This is a genomic window from Mediterraneibacter sp. 210702-DFI.5.30 (genome assembly GCF_020560115.1).
Classification (GTDB): domain Bacteria; phylum Bacillota; class Clostridia; order Lachnospirales; family Lachnospiraceae; genus Mediterraneibacter; species Mediterraneibacter faecis.
In genome coordinates this window covers 184,676-202,065 of sequence record NZ_JAJCME010000007.1, presented here as the reverse complement: position 1 = coordinate 202,065, position 17,390 = coordinate 184,676, and the positions used below count along the sequence as shown (strand labels likewise).

16 protein-coding genes and 2 tRNA genes are annotated in these 17,390 nt (G+C 41.2%); all 18 read right to left on the bottom strand.

Translation table 11 applies throughout. From position 1 onward, the window contains the following. Positions 1 to 128: 128 nt before the first annotated feature. The 18 genes from LI126_RS09695 to LI126_RS09610 all read right to left on the bottom strand — a co-directional run bounded on the left by LI126_RS09695 (position 129) and on the right by LI126_RS09610 (position 17,123). Positions 129 to 218: transfer RNA gene (locus LI126_RS09695), tRNA-Ser, on the bottom strand. 8 nt (positions 219 to 226) lie between these two features. After that, positions 227 to 312, bottom strand: a tRNA-Ser gene (locus LI126_RS09690). A gap of 318 nt (positions 313 to 630) precedes the next feature. Then, positions 631 to 1,323: a 2-C-methyl-D-erythritol 4-phosphate cytidylyltransferase gene (ispD, locus tag LI126_RS09685; protein WP_117498598.1), complete on the bottom strand. Its 693-nt coding sequence runs from the start codon at positions 1,321 to 1,323 to the stop codon at positions 631 to 633. A gap of 117 nt (positions 1,324 to 1,440) precedes the next feature. Beyond that, positions 1,441 to 2,469 (bottom strand): tRNA (adenosine(37)-N6)-threonylcarbamoyltransferase complex transferase subunit TsaD, encoded by a 1,029-nt coding sequence (gene tsaD, locus LI126_RS09680; protein ID WP_117542559.1) that lies wholly within the window; start codon positions 2,467 to 2,469, stop codon positions 1,441 to 1,443. 12 nt (positions 2,470 to 2,481) lie between these two features. Next, a complete protein-coding gene (locus LI126_RS09675; protein ID WP_227165276.1) occupies positions 2,482 to 3,390 on the bottom strand; it encodes a ribonuclease Z in 909 nt (302 codons plus the stop codon). 58 nt (positions 3,391 to 3,448) lie between these two features. Beyond that, on the bottom strand, positions 3,449 to 3,685 hold the full coding sequence (locus tag LI126_RS09670; RefSeq protein WP_015529908.1) for a hypothetical protein: 237 nt from the start codon (positions 3,683 to 3,685) through the stop codon (positions 3,449 to 3,451). A gap of 137 nt (positions 3,686 to 3,822) precedes the next feature. Beyond that, positions 3,823 to 5,001 carry a tRNA (adenosine(37)-N6)-threonylcarbamoyltransferase complex dimerization subunit type 1 TsaB gene (gene tsaB / locus LI126_RS09665; RefSeq protein ID WP_055148813.1) on the bottom strand — a complete coding sequence of 393 codons (1,179 nt, stop codon included), beginning with the start codon at positions 4,999 to 5,001 and terminating at the stop codon, positions 3,823 to 3,825. A gap of 89 nt (positions 5,002 to 5,090) precedes the next feature. Further along, positions 5,091 to 5,516: a tRNA (adenosine(37)-N6)-threonylcarbamoyltransferase complex ATPase subunit type 1 TsaE gene (gene tsaE / locus LI126_RS09660; RefSeq protein WP_015529907.1), complete on the bottom strand. Its 426-nt coding sequence runs from the start codon at positions 5,514 to 5,516 to the stop codon at positions 5,091 to 5,093. 73 nt (positions 5,517 to 5,589) lie between these two features. Next, positions 5,590 to 6,768: a phosphoribosylaminoimidazolecarboxamide formyltransferase gene (locus LI126_RS09655; RefSeq protein ID WP_055148807.1), complete on the bottom strand. Its 1,179-nt coding sequence runs from the start codon at positions 6,766 to 6,768 to the stop codon at positions 5,590 to 5,592. A 15-nt stretch (positions 6,769 to 6,783) separates the two neighbouring features. After that, positions 6,784 to 7,497 carry an IMP cyclohydrolase gene (locus LI126_RS09650; protein WP_227165275.1) on the bottom strand — a complete coding sequence of 238 codons (714 nt, stop codon included), beginning with the start codon at positions 7,495 to 7,497 and terminating at the stop codon, positions 6,784 to 6,786. A gap of 193 nt (positions 7,498 to 7,690) precedes the next feature. Further along, the gene (locus tag LI126_RS09645) at positions 7,691 to 8,170 is read right to left on the bottom strand and encodes a CarD family transcriptional regulator (protein ID WP_054753423.1); all 480 of its coding nucleotides are present in this window, start codon (positions 8,168 to 8,170) and stop codon (positions 7,691 to 7,693) included. A 181-nt stretch (positions 8,171 to 8,351) separates the two neighbouring features. Continuing rightward, on the bottom strand, positions 8,352 to 9,908 hold the full coding sequence (locus LI126_RS09640) for an ABC-F family ATP-binding cassette domain-containing protein (protein WP_227165274.1): 1,557 nt from the start codon (positions 9,906 to 9,908) through the stop codon (positions 8,352 to 8,354). A 52-nt stretch (positions 9,909 to 9,960) separates the two neighbouring features. After that, positions 9,961 to 11,139 carry a M20 family metallopeptidase gene (locus LI126_RS09635; RefSeq protein ID WP_227165273.1) on the bottom strand — a complete coding sequence of 393 codons (1,179 nt, stop codon included), beginning with the start codon at positions 11,137 to 11,139 and terminating at the stop codon, positions 9,961 to 9,963. A gap of 30 nt (positions 11,140 to 11,169) precedes the next feature. After that, positions 11,170 to 12,297 (bottom strand): GntR family transcriptional regulator, encoded by a 1,128-nt coding sequence (locus tag LI126_RS09630; protein ID WP_226865666.1) that lies wholly within the window; start codon positions 12,295 to 12,297, stop codon positions 11,170 to 11,172. Positions 12,298 to 12,416: 119 nt separating this feature from the next. Beyond that, positions 12,417 to 13,388: an ABC transporter permease gene (locus LI126_RS09625; RefSeq protein WP_081016917.1), complete on the bottom strand. Its 972-nt coding sequence runs from the start codon at positions 13,386 to 13,388 to the stop codon at positions 12,417 to 12,419. A 10-nt stretch (positions 13,389 to 13,398) separates the two neighbouring features. Further along, positions 13,399 to 14,898 (bottom strand): sugar ABC transporter ATP-binding protein, encoded by a 1,500-nt coding sequence (locus tag LI126_RS09620; RefSeq protein ID WP_054753421.1) that lies wholly within the window; start codon positions 14,896 to 14,898, stop codon positions 13,399 to 13,401. Positions 14,899 to 14,916: 18 nt separating this feature from the next. Beyond that, entirely contained in the window at positions 14,917 to 15,867 is a 951-nt protein-coding gene (locus LI126_RS09615) for an ABC transporter permease (RefSeq protein WP_054753419.1), read from the bottom strand. A gap of 101 nt (positions 15,868 to 15,968) precedes the next feature. Next, complete coding sequence (locus LI126_RS09610) at positions 15,969 to 17,123, bottom strand: sugar ABC transporter substrate-binding protein (protein WP_055148803.1); 1,155 nt, start codon at positions 17,121 to 17,123, stop codon at positions 15,969 to 15,971. Positions 17,124 to 17,390 lie beyond the last annotated feature (267 nt).

The window sequence follows — 17,390 nt, the reverse complement described above, 5'->3', positions numbered from 1 at the left end:
TATTGTTCAGTTATCAAGGTTCTTTGTTTGTGTCGTTCTTTTCAAGCGACAGCTTGTTTATATTAACATAGCTGTTTTTGTTTGTCAAGAACTTTTTTAAAAAGTTTTATGAGTTTTCATAAAACAAACGGAGAAGGAGGGATTTGAACCCTCGCGCCGCTACTAACGACCTACTCCCTTTCCAGGGGAGCCCCTTCGGCCAGCTTGGGTACTTCTCCATAAAAAACGGAGAGGGTGGGATTCGAACCCACGCGCCCTTTCGGACAAACGGTTTTCAAGACCGCCTCGTTATGACCACTTCGATACCTCTCCATAATACCTAATCATTGCCGATTAGCAATTCTTATTAAGTTGTTGTCGTTTCACTTGCGACGCTGATAATCTTATCATAAGGTAGACCCAAATGTCAACACCTTTTTTTCATTTTTTTCACATTTTTTTTACTTTCTTTGTTTCCCTTGATTTTTGGGGCTTTTTTCACACTTTACAACATCGAAAAATCCCTCTCTTTTCTTGATTTATTCTTAAGTATCTCGATTCTCAGTCATGCTTTTAAGCAAGTTTCCTTGACCTGTTTTTATATTTTTTTGAAATTAAGGAATAAACATAAGACAGTTCCCTTGTATATTCCTACAGAAACGCTTCCGCCACAAGAAGATCTTCCGGTGTTGTGATTTTTATATTTTCATATGCTCCGGGATATAATTTAACAGTATGTCCCATCATCTGCTCGACTACCATCGCATCATCTGTCGCATTTTCAATTTTCTCGTCAATCAGTTTCTGATAAGCCTCTTTAATCAGCTGAACGTCAAAAACCTGTGGCGTCTGAACAAGCCAGAGTGTTTTTCGCTCCGGTGTGCCTTTCACATAATTCTTTTCGTCCACGACTTTGATTGTATCCTTTACAGGCATGCCGGCAACACATGCATTCGTTTCTTCCACGCAAGAATAGGCGCGTTCAATCATAGCATCATCCACAAAAGGTCTCGCCCCGTCATGAATATATACGAACCCATCTTCTTCTGTTATTTGCTGAAGACCATTCCAAACAGAATTATATCGCTCTGCTCCTCCAGATACAATTTTGCGTACTTTTGAAAAACCGTATTTTTCTACGATTTCTTTTTGACAATATTCTTCTTCACCTGTACCGCTGACAAGAACGATCTCATCAATCCATGAGGAATCCTGAAATGCTTTCAGAGAATAATAAAGTACAGGATAGCCTTTCAGCATCAAGTACTGTTTATGAACTTTTGTCCCCATTCTTTTTCCACTTCCGCCAGCAAGAACAACTGCTGTACAATATTTCTTCTCCATTTTTCTCTCCTGTTATTCACATTAAATACAGGATTTTGCAAAGTTATTCACAACTCTTCACAAAATCCTGTTCATATCTCTTTGTTATTCAAATAACTGACACGTAAATCAACTATCTTAACGTTCACCCAATTTCAGGTTCGGCACAGCATTCAAATCCCATCCCGAACGAGTTCCGGCAAGGTATTCATAATAAGCCGCCGCTCCGATCATTGCCGCATTATCTGTACAGTAAATCGGTGACGGACGATAGAATTTCATTCCACGTTTCTCACAAGCTTCTTCCATCGCTTCACGAAGCGCTGAATTAGACGCAACTCCTCCCGCAATCGCAAATTTCTTCATGCCGAGTTTTTCTACTGCACGCATTGAATTACCCACAAGAACTTCTACTACTGCCTTCTGGAAAGATGCTGCAAGATCTGCAGGATCAAATGTCTCACCTTTCATCTTACAGCCATTAATATAATTCAATACCGCTGATTTCAGTCCACTGAAACTAAAATCATACTCTGCATCATTTACCTTTGCCTTTGGGAACTGGATTGCATCCGGATTTCCCTCTTTGGCAATACGGTCAATCTTTGGACCGCCCGGATAACCGAGTCCGATTGCACGAGCCACTTTATCATAAGCTTCACCCGCTGCATCATCTCTGGTTCTTCCGAGGATCTCATATTTTCCATATTCCTTCACACATACAAGATGCGTATGTCCGCCGGATGCAACAAGACACACAAACGGTGGCTCAAGATCTGGATGTTCGATATAATTTGCAGAAATGTGCCCCTCAATATGATGCACTCCAACCAGTGGAATATCTTTCGCCCATGCGATTGCTTTTGCTTCAGCCACGCCAACAAGAAGGGCTCCTACAAGCCCCGGTCCATAAGTTACACCGATTGCGTCAATCTCATCTAATGTTGTCCCTGCTTCACTAAGCGCCTCTTCAATCACCTGATTAATCTTCTCAATATGCTTTCTTGATGCAATTTCCGGCACAACACCACCGTATAATTTGTGCAGATCAATCTGAGAAGAAATAATATTTGAGCGCACTTCTCGTCCGTTTCGTACTACTGCTGCCGCTGTCTCATCACAGGAACTTTCGATTGCCAGTATATTAATCTCTTTGCTTTCACTCATTTTCTATCCCTCTCAATCTTCAAACATCAGATCAACAGACATTCCATCCTTTCCAGCTTTCGCCCGAGGGAATATCTTTTCCACATCATTCATATAATGTTCCGGCTTTGTAAGTGATGGGCTATAATGTGTCAGCCACATCTCGCCAACATTCGCTTCTTTCGCCAGTTCCGCCGCTTCATAAAATGTCATATGCTTATACTCTACTGCCTTCGCTGCTTTCTCTTTCTCTCCATACATGCCTTCACAGATGAAAAGATCTGAATCTTTCGCATTCTCACGAATCGAATCTGTCGGCCTTGTATCTGTTGTATAAGTCAGCTTAATTCCTTTTCTCTGTGGACCGAGCACCATATCCGGTGTCAAAATTCCCATTTCACTTTCTACAGTTTCTCCGTTCTGTAAGCGACTCCAGTATTTCTGCGGAATCTCATTTGCACGGGCACGCTCCACATCAAACTTACCGGCGCGGTCAATTTCAATCGTATAACCATAGCAAAGTACATTATGGTTCACACGAAATGCTTTCAACCGGTATCCATTTAACTCAAATGTCTGCTCCGCTCCCTGAATCTCCTGATAAATGATTGGAAATGGCAGTTCCGGCGCAATTACGCGCAGGCAACTGACAACCCTTTCAAGACCTTTCGGTCCGATCAGTGTCAACGGTTCCCTACGGTCTGCATTTCCCATTGTAAGTAGAAGACCCGGAAGTCCACTGATATGATCCCCATGATAATGAGTAAAACAGATCACATCGATTGGTTTAAAACTCCAGCCCTTCTCTTTTACAGCTACCTGTGTTCCTTCTCCGCAGTCAATCATCAGACTGCTTCCGTTAAACCTTGTCATTAAGGAAGTAAGGAAACGATAAGGAAGCGGCATCATCCCACCACTTCCAAGCAAACATACATCTAACATAATATTCCTCTATCTTCTTGTCCATTACGGTTTGCCCGAAACTGCAAACCAGACTCTTTCATTCATCTTTACATTCGGTTGGAATGAGGAACCCCTTTGTAATTTCATCAAAACACTCCTCGCACAGATCAAAACTGCAGCTTTCTCCATCTTTTCCAGAAAAATAGCCCCAGGTATGCTCTACATGAAGCATCTCTCTTTTCGGAATCCCACTCACAACTTTTGTTTCTTTTCCACACCGGTTACAAATAATTTTCGTAATTTCTTTTGTTTCTTTCAACTGATACTGGCGCATACGTTTTCCTCCTGTGAGCAGCAATTATGTTGTTACTCATCATTGTAATTTACAAAAACGGAATATTCCTGTTTTCTTCCTTTGTTACGCCTCAATTATACAAAACAGTTTTCGCAATTTCCACTGGAAACTGCTGGTTATTTATCTATTTCCAGACTCATCAGTACTGCATCTTCCTTCGGATCCTGATAGAATGCTTTGCGGACTCCATCATTTATGAATCCTTCTCTCGCATAAAATGCTCCTGCTGCCTGATTACTTTCTCTTACATCCAACAGAACCTTTGCAATCTGATGTTCTTTACTCCACGCCTTCAAAGCTAGCATTAATGCATGACCAACTCCCTGACGTTTCATCTCATCAATCACTGCGATTCTTGCAATCTCCACTTCATCAACTGCAGTATAACCAAGCAGATATCCTACTCTTTTCCCTGCTTTTTCCGCAACAAAGCAGACACTATTGTTCTGTTCCAGCGTCTCTAGAATCGCCTTCTCGCTCCAGGCATCAGAAAATGACTGGTGCTCAATCTCAGCAACTACAGCACCGTCTTCAATCGTCATCTCACGCACTTCTGTCTTTGCTTCTTTTTCACGCTGCGCACGTTCGCGCTCTGCCTGAGACACACGCAGATAATCCGGCTTATGCGCCTTTGCTGTCTCATATTTTCCTGCATAATAATACGCAATACCAAGTGCTCCTACTACAGCCGCTCTCTGACGGTTCATGTATGATGGGGCAAATGAATACGGGACTTCAAGTCCCTCTTCAAGCATCTGACGATACACTGGTACTCCGTCTCCCAAAAATACAACCGGACGTTTATACGCATTCAGCTTACCGATCAACTCTTCTACTGCAATCGCCATCTGCTGTTCTTCCACATGAAATGCTGCCTCTGTCAGATGTGTTCCATCTTTCACTTCATGTGAAAATGAATACAATCCTGTATAAACCTGTTTTCTTCTGGCATCCATGATTGGGCAGATCAAGTCGCCACATCCATAAACATTATAGGCCAGTGCATCCACTGTTGGAACATGGATCAGAGGTTTTCCAAGAGCAAGTCCCAGTCCTTTCGCAGTAGCAGATCCGATTCTAAGCCCGGTAAAAGAGCCCGGTCCTCCTGACACAGCAATGGCATCAATGCTGGACAGATCCAGATCGATCATCTTCTTTACCTCATCAATCATCGGCAGAAGTGTCTGCGAATGTGTCTTCTTATAATTTACGGTATACTCCGCAATTGTCTGTTCATCCTCAACGACTGCAACCGTTGCTGTCAGTCCTGAGCTGTCTATCGCCAATACTCTCATGGTCTTGCTTCCTTCCTCTGTCAGCTGCTGTAAGAATGTTCTCTGTATCAACAGCCTTCTCTTTGTTCCATTCTTCTAATTTTTTATCGTTATTGTTCCTCGATTGTGATCCGACGATAATCAAATCCCTGTGTCAGATCCTTCTCGATCAGAATATTTGTCCGACGTTCCGGAAGAATCTCTTCTATCAGATTCGCCCACTCGATCAGTGAGACACCTTCTCCCATCACGTATTCTTCAAATCCCACCTCGTCCATCTCTTCAATGTCACCGATTCTGTAGACATCAAAATGATAGAAGGGCAGACGCCCTTCTTCATAAACCTGAACGATGGTAAATGTCGGACTATTCACCGGTTCTTCAATCCCAAGTCCTTCTGCAAGTCCCTGAGTAAAGACCGTTTTCCCAACTCCAAGATCCCCGGTCAGGGTTAACACCTGACCTGGGAATGCTTTTTCACCAAGACTTTTACCGACTGCAAATGTCTCTTCCGGGCTTCTTGTCTCTATTACCATAATATTTCAGCCTTTCTATACCGCCGGTTCTTCACCAAAAGTCCCGGTTCTTTTATCATCTTATCTTAAGTTTCTAATGATGGAACAGACGGATTCCTGTAAATGCCATTGCCATGCCGTATTTGTTACATGTAGCAATTACATTATCATCACGCACAGATCCACCTGGCTGTGCAATATAAGTTACACCACTCTTATGTGCACGCTCAATATTATCACCGAATGGGAAGAATGCATCAGAACCAAGCGCAACATCTGTCAGCTGGTCCAGCCATGCTCTCTTCTCTTCTCTTGTAAATACTTCCGGTTTTACCTTAAATGTATTCTCCCAGACACCATCTGCGAGAACATCCATATATTCCTCTCCGATGTAAAGATCGATCGCATTATCTCTGTCTGCACGTCCGATTCCATCCTTGAACTGAAGTCCAAGTACCTTCGGATTCTGACGTAACCACCAGTTATCTGCCTTCTGTCCGGCAAGACGTGTACAGTGGATTCTTGACTGCTGTCCGGCACCGATTCCGATTGCCTGTCCATCTTTTACATAACATACAGAGTTAGACTGTGTATATTTCAGTGTAATCATGGAAATAGCAAGATCGATCTTCGCTGCATCCGGGATCTCTTTCACATCTGTCACAACATTTGAGAAGAAATCTTTATCGATATTCAGTTCATTTCTTCCCTGCTCAAATGTAATTCCGAATACTTCCTTGTGCTCTAACGGTGCAGGCACATAATCCGGATCGATCTGAATAATATTGTAATTTCCTTTTTTCTTCTGTTTCAGAAGTTCAAGTGCTTCCGGCTCATATCCCGGTGCGATCACTCCATCAGATACCTCTCTCTTGATCAGGCGCGCTGTATCAACATCACAGACGTCAGACAGAGAAATAAAGTCACCGAAAGAAGACATACGGTCTGCGCCACGCGCTCTTGCATAAGCACATGCAAGTGGAGAAAGTTCTCCAAGATCATCTACCCAGTAAATCTTCGCCAGTGTCTCTGACAGTGGAAGACCAACAGCCGCTCCGGCCGGTGATACATGCTTGAATGAAGTTGCAGCCGGAAGTCCTGTTGCTTTCTTCAGTTCTGATACCAGCTGCCATCCATTGAACGCATCCAGGAAGTTAATATATCCTGGACGTCCGCTGAGCACCTTGATTGGAAGCTCTCTGTCGTCGTTCATGTAAATTCTTGAAGGTTTCTGATTCGGGTTACATCCGTATTTCAATTCTAATTCTTTCATCTGTCTTTACGCTCCTTATTTGTTCTTATTCACGATCTTTGTCTCATAGTTACCTGTCTCGATATCAATGTAACGGACAAATAATGACACTTTATTTTCCTCATTCAGGCTGTTCCACAGAAGGTCTGCAAACTCTTCCATGTTGTCCAGCACCTCTATCAACTTCGGTTCTCCCTCAAAGCTTGGAAGCGGGTTGCCATCATGCATATAAGTGTGAATAAAATGAGCTTCACCGGCTGCCGGATTCTCGTATGCAAAAGTATATCTGTTGCAACTGTCCGGGTTTCCGTTATTGCTCTTCAGGATTGACATTGCATAATTAAAATTGCCATTCTCAATATGCATCACACCAGAAATACGTGGTGTGTAGTTCGGACCATCCGGCTCGAATTCTCTAGAACGAAGAGACTGCTCAAAAGTAAGCTGCTTATCCATTCCTTCATAAATCGTATCTGTCTGATCTCCGTTTGTTACGATCGTCTTATTCCCCAATACTCTGACCGGTGCGTAAATAATCAGACTTGGGTCTGTAAGCTTCGATGGATCAAATGCCTGTGTACGGATTCCCTCTCCGTCCTCTACAAACACACGGTTTCTACTGTTCTCACTGCGTCCCATAATAAAATAGGCAGTGACAGCCTTCTTTCCATCCGGGCTTTTACCAATAATAATTCCTCTTCCTGGATAAGAGTTACTCTTAAGTTCCTGCTCAATCGACAGCATCTTCATTGTTGTTCTCCTTTCGGTACGTTCGCTTTCTTGACAATCTACTAGAAAAAAACGAAAAACTTCTCCTAAAATAATAGATTCAGGAGAAGTATATCATGCACATGCTTTTTTCGCAAGTCCAGGCCCGGCAGCTATTGAATGAAAAATCCTGATTTTCCGTAGCTTCGGACCTCTTTCTATTAAATTCTAGTAACTATTCACTCTTTTTGATCAGTTCTGTCATCTCGCCTGCCGGAATTCCAAGAACATAATTCATTTCACTCGAAAGAGCATGTTCCAGAAGCAGCTGATATTTCTTATCCATGCTTGTCATGCTGCCTCTTCGTTTTGTTCGGCTATACAATGTCTTCAGCACTTTGACCCAGTTCTCAGGACAGAAGCTTGAGATACAATCCTTGTATTCCTGTTCTCTGTACTTTTCATTCTTTACATTCAGTATACCAACCTCTGTAAGATTATCCAACAGTTCCTTCGCCTTCTGCTCACTCACCGGACGACGGATGTTCTTCTCATCATCAATCGGAACATACGCCTTATCTCTCTGATTGTCTATGGATTGTAATGTATAATAATCTTTCTTGCCATCCACAAATGAAAAATCCAGTTTTCCTACTTCTTCTACCTTGTACACTCCTCTGCACTTATATACAACTGCGTCTCCTCTGCTGAGCATTTTCAAAACCTCCTGTTCTTTTTATTTACACTGTTGTTGTCCACAATGTACTGCCCTTTTTTATAACAGACTCTACGTGTGTAGTATAACATTTTTTCAGTATTATTTTAAGAGATTTTTAAATTTTCAAACATTTTCGTGATTATTGCATAATTCACATGCAGCTCTATTTGTGCAATTTTTAGAATACTTTTGTCGTCCACTGGCTCATATCCCACACTTCATCAACCACGTCCTGATAAAATTCAGGTTCGTGGCAGATCAGAAGGATACTTCCCTTGTACTCCTGTAATGCCTGCTTGAGAGAATCCTTTGCATCCACATCAAGATGATTCGTCGGCTCGTCAAGGAGAAGGAAATTCGTATCTCTGTTTAACAACTTACAGAGACGCACCTTTGCCTGCTCTCCACCGCTGAGTACACGCACCTGACTTTCGATATGCTTCGTTGTAAGTCCGCATTTTGCAAGCGCGGAACGCACCTGATACTGTGTATAAGAAGGAAATTCCTGCCACAGTTCCTCAATACAACTATTACGCTTTTCTCCTTTTACTTCCTGCTCAAAATAACCAAGTTCAAGGTTATCACCAAGTTCAACACTTCCTGATAAAGAAGGAATCAATCCAAGAATACTCTTTAGCAATGTGGTTTTTCCAATTCCATTTGTTCCAACAAGTGCGATTTTCTGTCCACGTTCCATAGAGAAATTCAACGGTTTAGATAATGGTTCATCATATCCTGTCACAAGATCCTTCGTCTCAAAAAGCATCTTACCAGGAGTTCTTCCATATTTGAAATGGAATTCCGGCTTTGGTCTTTCTGCCGCAAGCTCGATCACATCCATCTTATCCAGCTTTTTCTGACGGGACATCGCCATATTTCTTGTAGACACACGAGCTTTATTTCTTGCAACGAAATCCTTCAGCTCGCTGATTTCCTGCTGCTGACGCCGGTAAGCCGCTTCAAGCTGAGCTTTCTTCACTGCATAAACTTCCTGAAAATGATCATAATCGCCCACATAACGGTTCAATTCCTGATTTTCCATATGATAAATAATATTCACGACTTCATTTAAGAACGGAATATCATGTGAAATAAGGATAAATGCATTCTCGTAGTCCAGCAGATAACGCTTCAGCCATGCAATATGCTCCTCATCCAGATAGTTTGTCGGCTCGTCAAGAAGCAGGATATCCGGCTTCTCAAGGAGAAGTTTCGCAAGAAGCACTTTCGTTCTCTGTCCACCACTTAAGTCTGTCACATCTCTGTCCAATCCAAGATCAAGTAATCCAAGTGCACGCGCAACCTCTTCTACCTTCGCATCAATCGTATAGAAATCATGCAGTGTCAGTTCATCCTGGATCGTACCAAGTTCTTCCATCAACGCATTCATTTCTTCCTCATCTGCTGTTCCAAGCATATCACAGATTTCATTCATTCTCTGCTCCTTCTGAAGGAGTGGATCAAATGCGGATTTCAAAGCCTGACGGATCGTCATTCCTTTCTCAAGAACTGCATGCTGATCCAGATAACCTGCATGCACATTCTTTGACCACTCAACCTTCCCTTCATCCGGTAACATTTTCCCTGTAACAATGCTCATAAAGGTGGATTTTCCTTCTCCGTTGGCCCCCACAAGACCAATGTGCTCTCCTTTCAAAAGTCGGAATGACACATCATTGAAGATTGCACGGTCTCCAAATCCATGTGTCAGGTGTTCTACATTTAATATGCTCATATCGCTCTCCAATCGTATTCTTGTTTCTTCTCTTGATTTTGTATTTTACTTCTTATTCCTGATGACTCTCCAACCATTTCACCGCACACTGTGCCAGACATGCCACACCGATCGGGCAGACATCTTCATTAAACTGTACCTTCGGATTGTGTGCCGGATAAGTTCCCCGCTCATCCGTATAACCTGCTGAGAGATACATAAATGTACTCGGAACTTTCTCTGCGATCACTGCAAAATCTTCCGATGCACTTGCACTCACATCCGGAACCGGAGTAAGGCCCGGAATATCCATCTCTTTCATATATCCAATCATTTCGTCCGTCAATGCCGGATTGCAGATCAGCGGTGGAACCTCAGAGATCATCTCGATTTCTACACTGCCATTATACACAGCTGCAGTCTTCTCTGCCACTTCTTTCATTCGACGAACAAGAAGTTCGCGCTCTTTTGTATTATTTGTACGAATTGTTCCCTGAAGAACTGCTGTCTCTGGGATAATATTTGCCGCCTCGCCGGCCTTAAACTGTCCAATTGTCAGAACGCATGCGTGCGCCGGATCAGTCTCTCTTGCAATCAACTCCTGCAATGCAAGATGAATGTGTACTCCGATATTAATCGGATCCACACCCGCATGAGGATAGGCTCCGTGAGAACCTTTCCCTTTGACCGTGATTTTAAATCCATCAACAGAATACATCATTGTGCCTTTATCATTATACATAAAAAGTCCGACCGGCATCTTTCCCGGAGATACATGATACGCAAGTGCTGCATCTACCTTCGGATTCTCAAGAATCCCATGCTCAATCATATTCTTACTTCCCTGAAATGTCTCTTCCGCCGGCTGGAACATGAATTTCACAGTTCCTTTCAACTTGCTCTCCTGTTCTTTTAAGATTCTTGCCGCACTCAAAAGCATTGCCGCATGAAAATCATGTCCACAAGTATGTGCTGTTTTTCCTGTTGGACAAGCAAATGCTTCACCACTTTCCTCCGGCATCGGAAGTCCATCCATATCTGCACGCAGGAGAAGAACCCTACCGCCATTTCCAAGCGTTGCCGTAACTCCCTCTCCGCATTCAACCGGATCCAGACCATACTCTTTCAACTTATCCATCACATAAGCTTTCGTCTTCGGAAGCTCAAGTCCTGTCTCTGCATTCTGATGAATGTATCTTCTGTCTGCTACTGTTTCGTCTTTTAATTCAAGTGCTCTCTTGTAGAAATCCATCGTGATTGCCTCCTTTTCGTTACCAGATTTCTATCTGCCTATTTTTTGTATAGAATTACCTTCTTTTATCTTCACCGGAAATCGGTACGAATAATTCTTTTCCTGCCACTTTTCATCTTCCATCATTCTAAGAAGATTCTTTGCTGTAATACGTCCAAGCTGATATTTCGGATGAATTGCAGAAACCAGCTGAGCCCCGTTGTTTGCATCTAAAAGCTCCGCATCATCAAATGATACCAGCGAAACATCCTCTGGCACATGTAATCCCCTCTCCTCCAAGAAATCCATGTAATAATTCGCAACTTCATCATTATATACAATCATTGCCGTACAGTCTTTCGTACGTCTATACATTCGGAGTAAACCTTTTTTGCTCAGCTTTTCTTCCATATCTTTTGTTGAATACCAACGAATATAATCATCATCAAATTTTACTCCATAATCTGATAAACACTGAATAAAGCCTTTATATCTCTCAATCCCCTGCATATCATCATATTTAAAAATCCCGCCTATCCTGCGATGTCCATTTTCAATTAAAAGTTTTGTCAATTCGTACGAACACTTCTTATCTGACATTTCCACACTGTCAAACACCATATTTTCATAATGATTATGAATAAAAAGTGTCGGAATATTCCTTCTTTTAATTTCTTTATAAAGTCGGATATTGGGATTCGGAAATGCAGATCTTGAGCCTTCTATGATCAAACCACTGACATCCCCTTTCAGAATCCCTTCCAAATAGATAGCTTCATCATTCAATCGATTCTTTGTCACAGCCACCTCTATAGCATATCCTTTTTCCGTAAGACAAGATTCAATCCCATCATATACTCTTGGAAAAAGATAATCCGAATAATAACTCAAAAGAAGTCCGACCTGCGGTCGTTCTTCATTTACCTTACTGCAGTCATAAGACACATAGGTTCCGCTTCCTCTTACACGAGTTACCAGCCCCTCTTCCTCTAGTTTCTGCAGTGCAGTTCTTACAGTCTGTCTAGAATACCCAAATTTCTTTTGAAGACTTGGTTCTGACGGAAATTTATCCATATTTTTTATCACACCACTGGTGATAAGTGTATGAGCCCAATTATATAATTTTTGATATTTCAAACATTCTTGATCCATGTTACTCATAACTTCTGCCTTTCCCATAAAATAAAGACCAGACTCTCTAACCGCGCTTTATGGTAAAGATTCTGATCTTTATATTATACTTCCGGGGAAGTGCTTCTGACAAGAGCATTCCCCGATCACGTATAGTTTATTCTATATTATTTGATTACCTGAATAGATTCACGATCCGCAAATACTGCAACGAAAATCAAGAATACGATTCCCTGAATCAACTGCATCATCTGTGTTGAGAATCCCATCATTGTCAGTCCACTATTCAGTACAACATACAGTAATGATCCAACAATAATATTTTCAAAACGAACCTTTGCACCACCGGAAATAGGCATTCCGCCTAATACCAACGCGATAAGAATCTGTGTTTCGAGCTGATTACCTCCTGAAGAAGTAACTGATCCAACTTTGATTACATTGATAAATGCAGCAAATCCCGTAATTGCTCCTGCAAGTACATAGATAAGGAATTTCATCTTATCTGTACGGATACCTGAAAACATCGCTGCTTTCTCTCCTGCTCCGATTGCTTTCAGATAAGTTCCAAATTTCGTATAACGAAATGCAACAAATCCAATAAGAAGGATCACTACTGTACAAGCAATCTTAAGCTCTGTACTATCGTAGTTGATCAGTTTTGCAGAACCCGCAACCGGCGCATTTGTTGTAAGGTATTTGATAAATCCACGGAACAAGAACATTGTACAGATTGTTACAATAAATGATTTGATCTTACGAAATACATAAAAGTAACCGTTCAATGCTCCGATTGCAGCACCGCTTACAATACCTCCGATAATTGCAAGCGGAATGCTCTTCTGTGAAAGCATACATACAACAATAGAAGAAATACCGAGAATGGATCCCTGGGAGAAATCAAGGCCTCCCATTGTCATAATGAAGAAAACTCCCATTGCTGCAATCATTGTTACATATATTTGTGAAAATACCAGCGACAGATTTCCCATCATTCTGAAATCTGTCAAAACGTTAAATAACAGGAAAATAACAACCAATCCAACGATCGGTAAGAGCGAACGGATCAAAGACATTTTTGATGCTTTTTTCAGCTGCTGCTCTTTATCATTTGTTTTTACACTCACTTGACTTCCCATAGTTGCCTCCTTATACCATCATAGAAATAAGACTGTTTTCATTCAGATCCTTATTTCTATCAAGCTGACCACTGACTTTTCCATCTTTCATGATTATAATGCGGTCACACATACCGATCAGCTCCATCAGCTCTTCTGAAATCATAATGATAGATTTTCCATTCTTTCTCATTTGATTCATCAGCTGGTAGATATCCTGTTTTACCTTGATATCAATACCACGAGTCGGACTGTCCAAAACAACGATATCAGAATCTTTACCGATCCATCTTGCAAGAACAACCTTCTGCTTATTACCGCCTGAAAGATTTGATACAAACTGGTTTACATCCACCATTTTTACAGACATCTGTTTTGCATACTTATCTGCAAACTCTTTTCGTTTTTTATCTCTTAAAATATGTGATTTTCCTGCCAGCTCATCCAGTGACGGAAGGCAAATGTTATCTCCGATACTCTGGTTAAGGACAACCGATTCATTATCACGATCCTTAGATGTATATGCAATACTGTTTTTAATCGCAGTAGGAATGCTGTTGATCTGAGTTCCGTCTGCCAGTGTCACCGCACCTTCACGATCATAAGATGCTCCAAAAACAGCTTTTCCGATTTCATGCATACCTGATTCGGAAAGTCCTCCAAATCCAAGAATCTCTCCCTTATGAAGATCAAAGGATACATTTTCAATCAATCCTGGAACTGTAACATTTTTCACTGATAACACGACTTCATCAGATACTTTTTCGCCATAATCAGAACGATAATAATCACCTGTCACTTCACGTCCTACCATCAGCTTTTTCAAGTCTTCTTCTGTCACATCTTTACTCTTAACTGTATCAATGTAAACACCATCTCGAAGAATTGTAATTGTATCAGACTTATCCAGGATTTCCGGAAGGTCATGGGAAATAAAAATAACTGTATTTCCACTCTTTCTGATTCTTTCCATATGTTTGTAAAGCTCTTCACGTCCTTCCTGTGAAAGCGCTGTTGTTGTCTCATCGATCACAACAACCTTTGGATCAAAATAAGTAGCTTTTACAATCTCAACCAATTTACGATCCTCGAAATTGTAGTTATCGATCATATCTGCTGCTTTGATTCTGTCAAAGCCATATTTTTTCAAAAGCTCTGTTGCTTTTTTGTTCATTGCATTTGTATTTTTAATTCCGAAATGTACGAACTGATCTTCATGTCCAAGGAAAATATTCTCTGCAACAGTAAGTCCTGACAGAGTTCCAAGTTCCTGCACAATAATGGATACTCCTTCGTTGTTTGCTTCTACCTGGTTCTTTGGATGAATCTCTTTTCCGTCCAGAATAAATGTTCCGCTTCCGATACTGTAAATACCTGTTAGCATATTTGTCAGAGTTGACTTACCGGAACCATTTTCTCCGATCAGCGCATGAACCTCTCCTTTATTCACATTGAAGGATACATTCTGAACTGCTTTTGTAATACCGAAGTTTTTACAAAGATTTTTTACCTGTAATCTTACTTCACTCATTGCTGTCTCCCTCCTTCATTACTTGACGATTTCGCCCTTAGTAGCCTTTGTTGTCACTGTAATGATTATAAGCAGTGCAAGTCCTGTGATAACATCCTGGATTGCAGTCGGTGCTCCAAGTGCAATGAAACCAAAGAAAATGATGTTGATTACGAACTCACCGATAATGATTGCCGGAAGCGGCATTCCGTATTTCTTAAATGCCAGACCAAAGAAACATCCCATAGTCGGAATAAAGTTTCGGCTCATGGACGCCATTCCTGTAACAGCTACCATAGAGGAACCATAACTGATTGTTAAAATCGCCATAACTCCCAGAAAAGCACCACTCAAAATAAATGCAAGTACTTTATATTTATTTACATTAATACCCATGTTCTTTGCAACGAACTCGTCACTTCCGATTGCGTAGGTATAAGTTCCGATTTTAGTATAATTCAAAAAAATGTAAGCTACTGCGCAAGCCACTAATGCAAGAATGATATCTCCAGGCATCTGACCAAATGCACGAAGATTTGATGGAAGTGTCTGCTCAACACCACCTGCAATATAGTTTGCAACCGACTCATAAATAAGAGCCAGACCTGTTGTTACGATCATCGACGGAATACGAAGCTTTACATAGAATAATCCGTTTAATGTTCCTACGATCGCACCTGTAATAATACATCCTGCGATAAGTCCAAAATAACCCAGGTTAAATCTGGTTGCAAATACGCATCCAACGATTGCTGAAAGCATGATATTTGCACCAATTGAGAAATCGAACATTCCCATTACCATTACAAAGTAAAAACCAACTGCACCCACGGTAGCGATCAGGCTGGCCTGAAAGTAATTGAGCATATTGGAAAAAGAACCGAAGTTATGTGGTGTTAAAATTTTAAAGATAGCCCAGGAAAGTATGACCAGACCTATTAAGATCACATATCCCATCGCTTTCCCTGATATTTTTTTAGTAGTGCCCATATTATCTACCTCTTTATAATTATCATTTCTGATTTAGAAAGGGTGGCATCGCCTTTGCGACATCACCCTTTACAAGTTAATCGTCGTTATTATTATCTGTCTTATTTTCCAGCACGTTCTGCTGCATCTTCAATAGATACCTTAGCCGCTGTTGCTTTTAAGTCGTCAAGACTAAGTTTTGACATTTCAACTAATTCTTCATCTGTATATGGAAGCTGATCTACAAAATATTCTTCATATGCTTTGTAGTCTTCCGGTGATGATACATACAGATATGGGAATGGAACATCTTCAAATTTTCCGCCAAAGTCTGCATAGTCACCTTTGATTGCATTGTAAACCATCATGAAGGAAATCAAAGGATCACAGAAGTGTCCACCGGATTCACCTGCCATTGATCCATTCTCAAGTCTTTCTCCAAGGTCTGGAAGGAAGTCTGTTGAAACAATGTCAATGCTGTCTGTTTTTCCTGCACGTTCTACTGCTGCGATTGCTCCCTGAAGTGGGTCTCCGCCGCCACCTGCCGGAATCAGTGCGTCAAGGTTCGGATCTGCTGCCATTAAGGCTTCTGCTGCTTTTGATCCACCTTCTGATGTAGTACCTGCATACTGTGGTTCTGAAAGGTTTGCTTTGTCATCCGGATGTTCTTTGTTCCATTTTTCAACGCCTGCTTTGTAACCTTCCCATCTTCCAAGCCATGTAGCATCTCCCTGCTCCCAGCCGATCAGACCGATGTTACGATCTCCTTTTTCAAGAAGAATATTCACAAGCTCTTCACCATTTGCTGGCTCATCTTCATGTACTGCTCCGATGTAGTACTCTGAATCCTTTGCTGCCTGATAGATGTCCGGGCTGTTTTCTTCACTGATTACACGGAAGAACTGTGACAGATAAACTTTGTTATCGTTACATGTTTTGATTGCAGATGTCATCTCTGTATCAGATGAGTTACAGATGATGATTCCCTGACATCCTGCTGCTGCAAGTGTTTCTACAGAAGCTGTAACTTTCTCTGAAACATGTCCCTGGTCCACATACTGTAATTTTACGTCCAATGCCTTTGCTGCTTCGTCCAGCATCTTTTTACACTGTGATCCAAGTACATCTGTTGATGACCAGATTGAAACTCCGATTTTAATCTGATCTGATTTGGAAGCACCCTTGTCTGAGGATTCGCTGCTTCCGCATGCAGCAAGTCCGACTACCATTGTGGCTGCCATTGTGACTGCTAACGCTTTTTTGAAAACTTTTCTCATATTTTTCTCCTCCATCTAAGTTTTTCTTGATGGTTTGATTATATTCCTATACCTCCTTTTTTTTCAATAAAATACAAGAAAGTTATCTTTTAAAGTTGTACTATTTTCCAACACTTTTACTAGTTGTATTGTTTATTTCTGTATTCTTTTATGCATTTTATCTTAATCTTCACATGTTTTTCACATTATGAACACAGTTTTTGTGCGTTATGTGTAATTTTTAGATCAATTGATAGTACAACTTCATTTCCCTAAACACTTGTATTG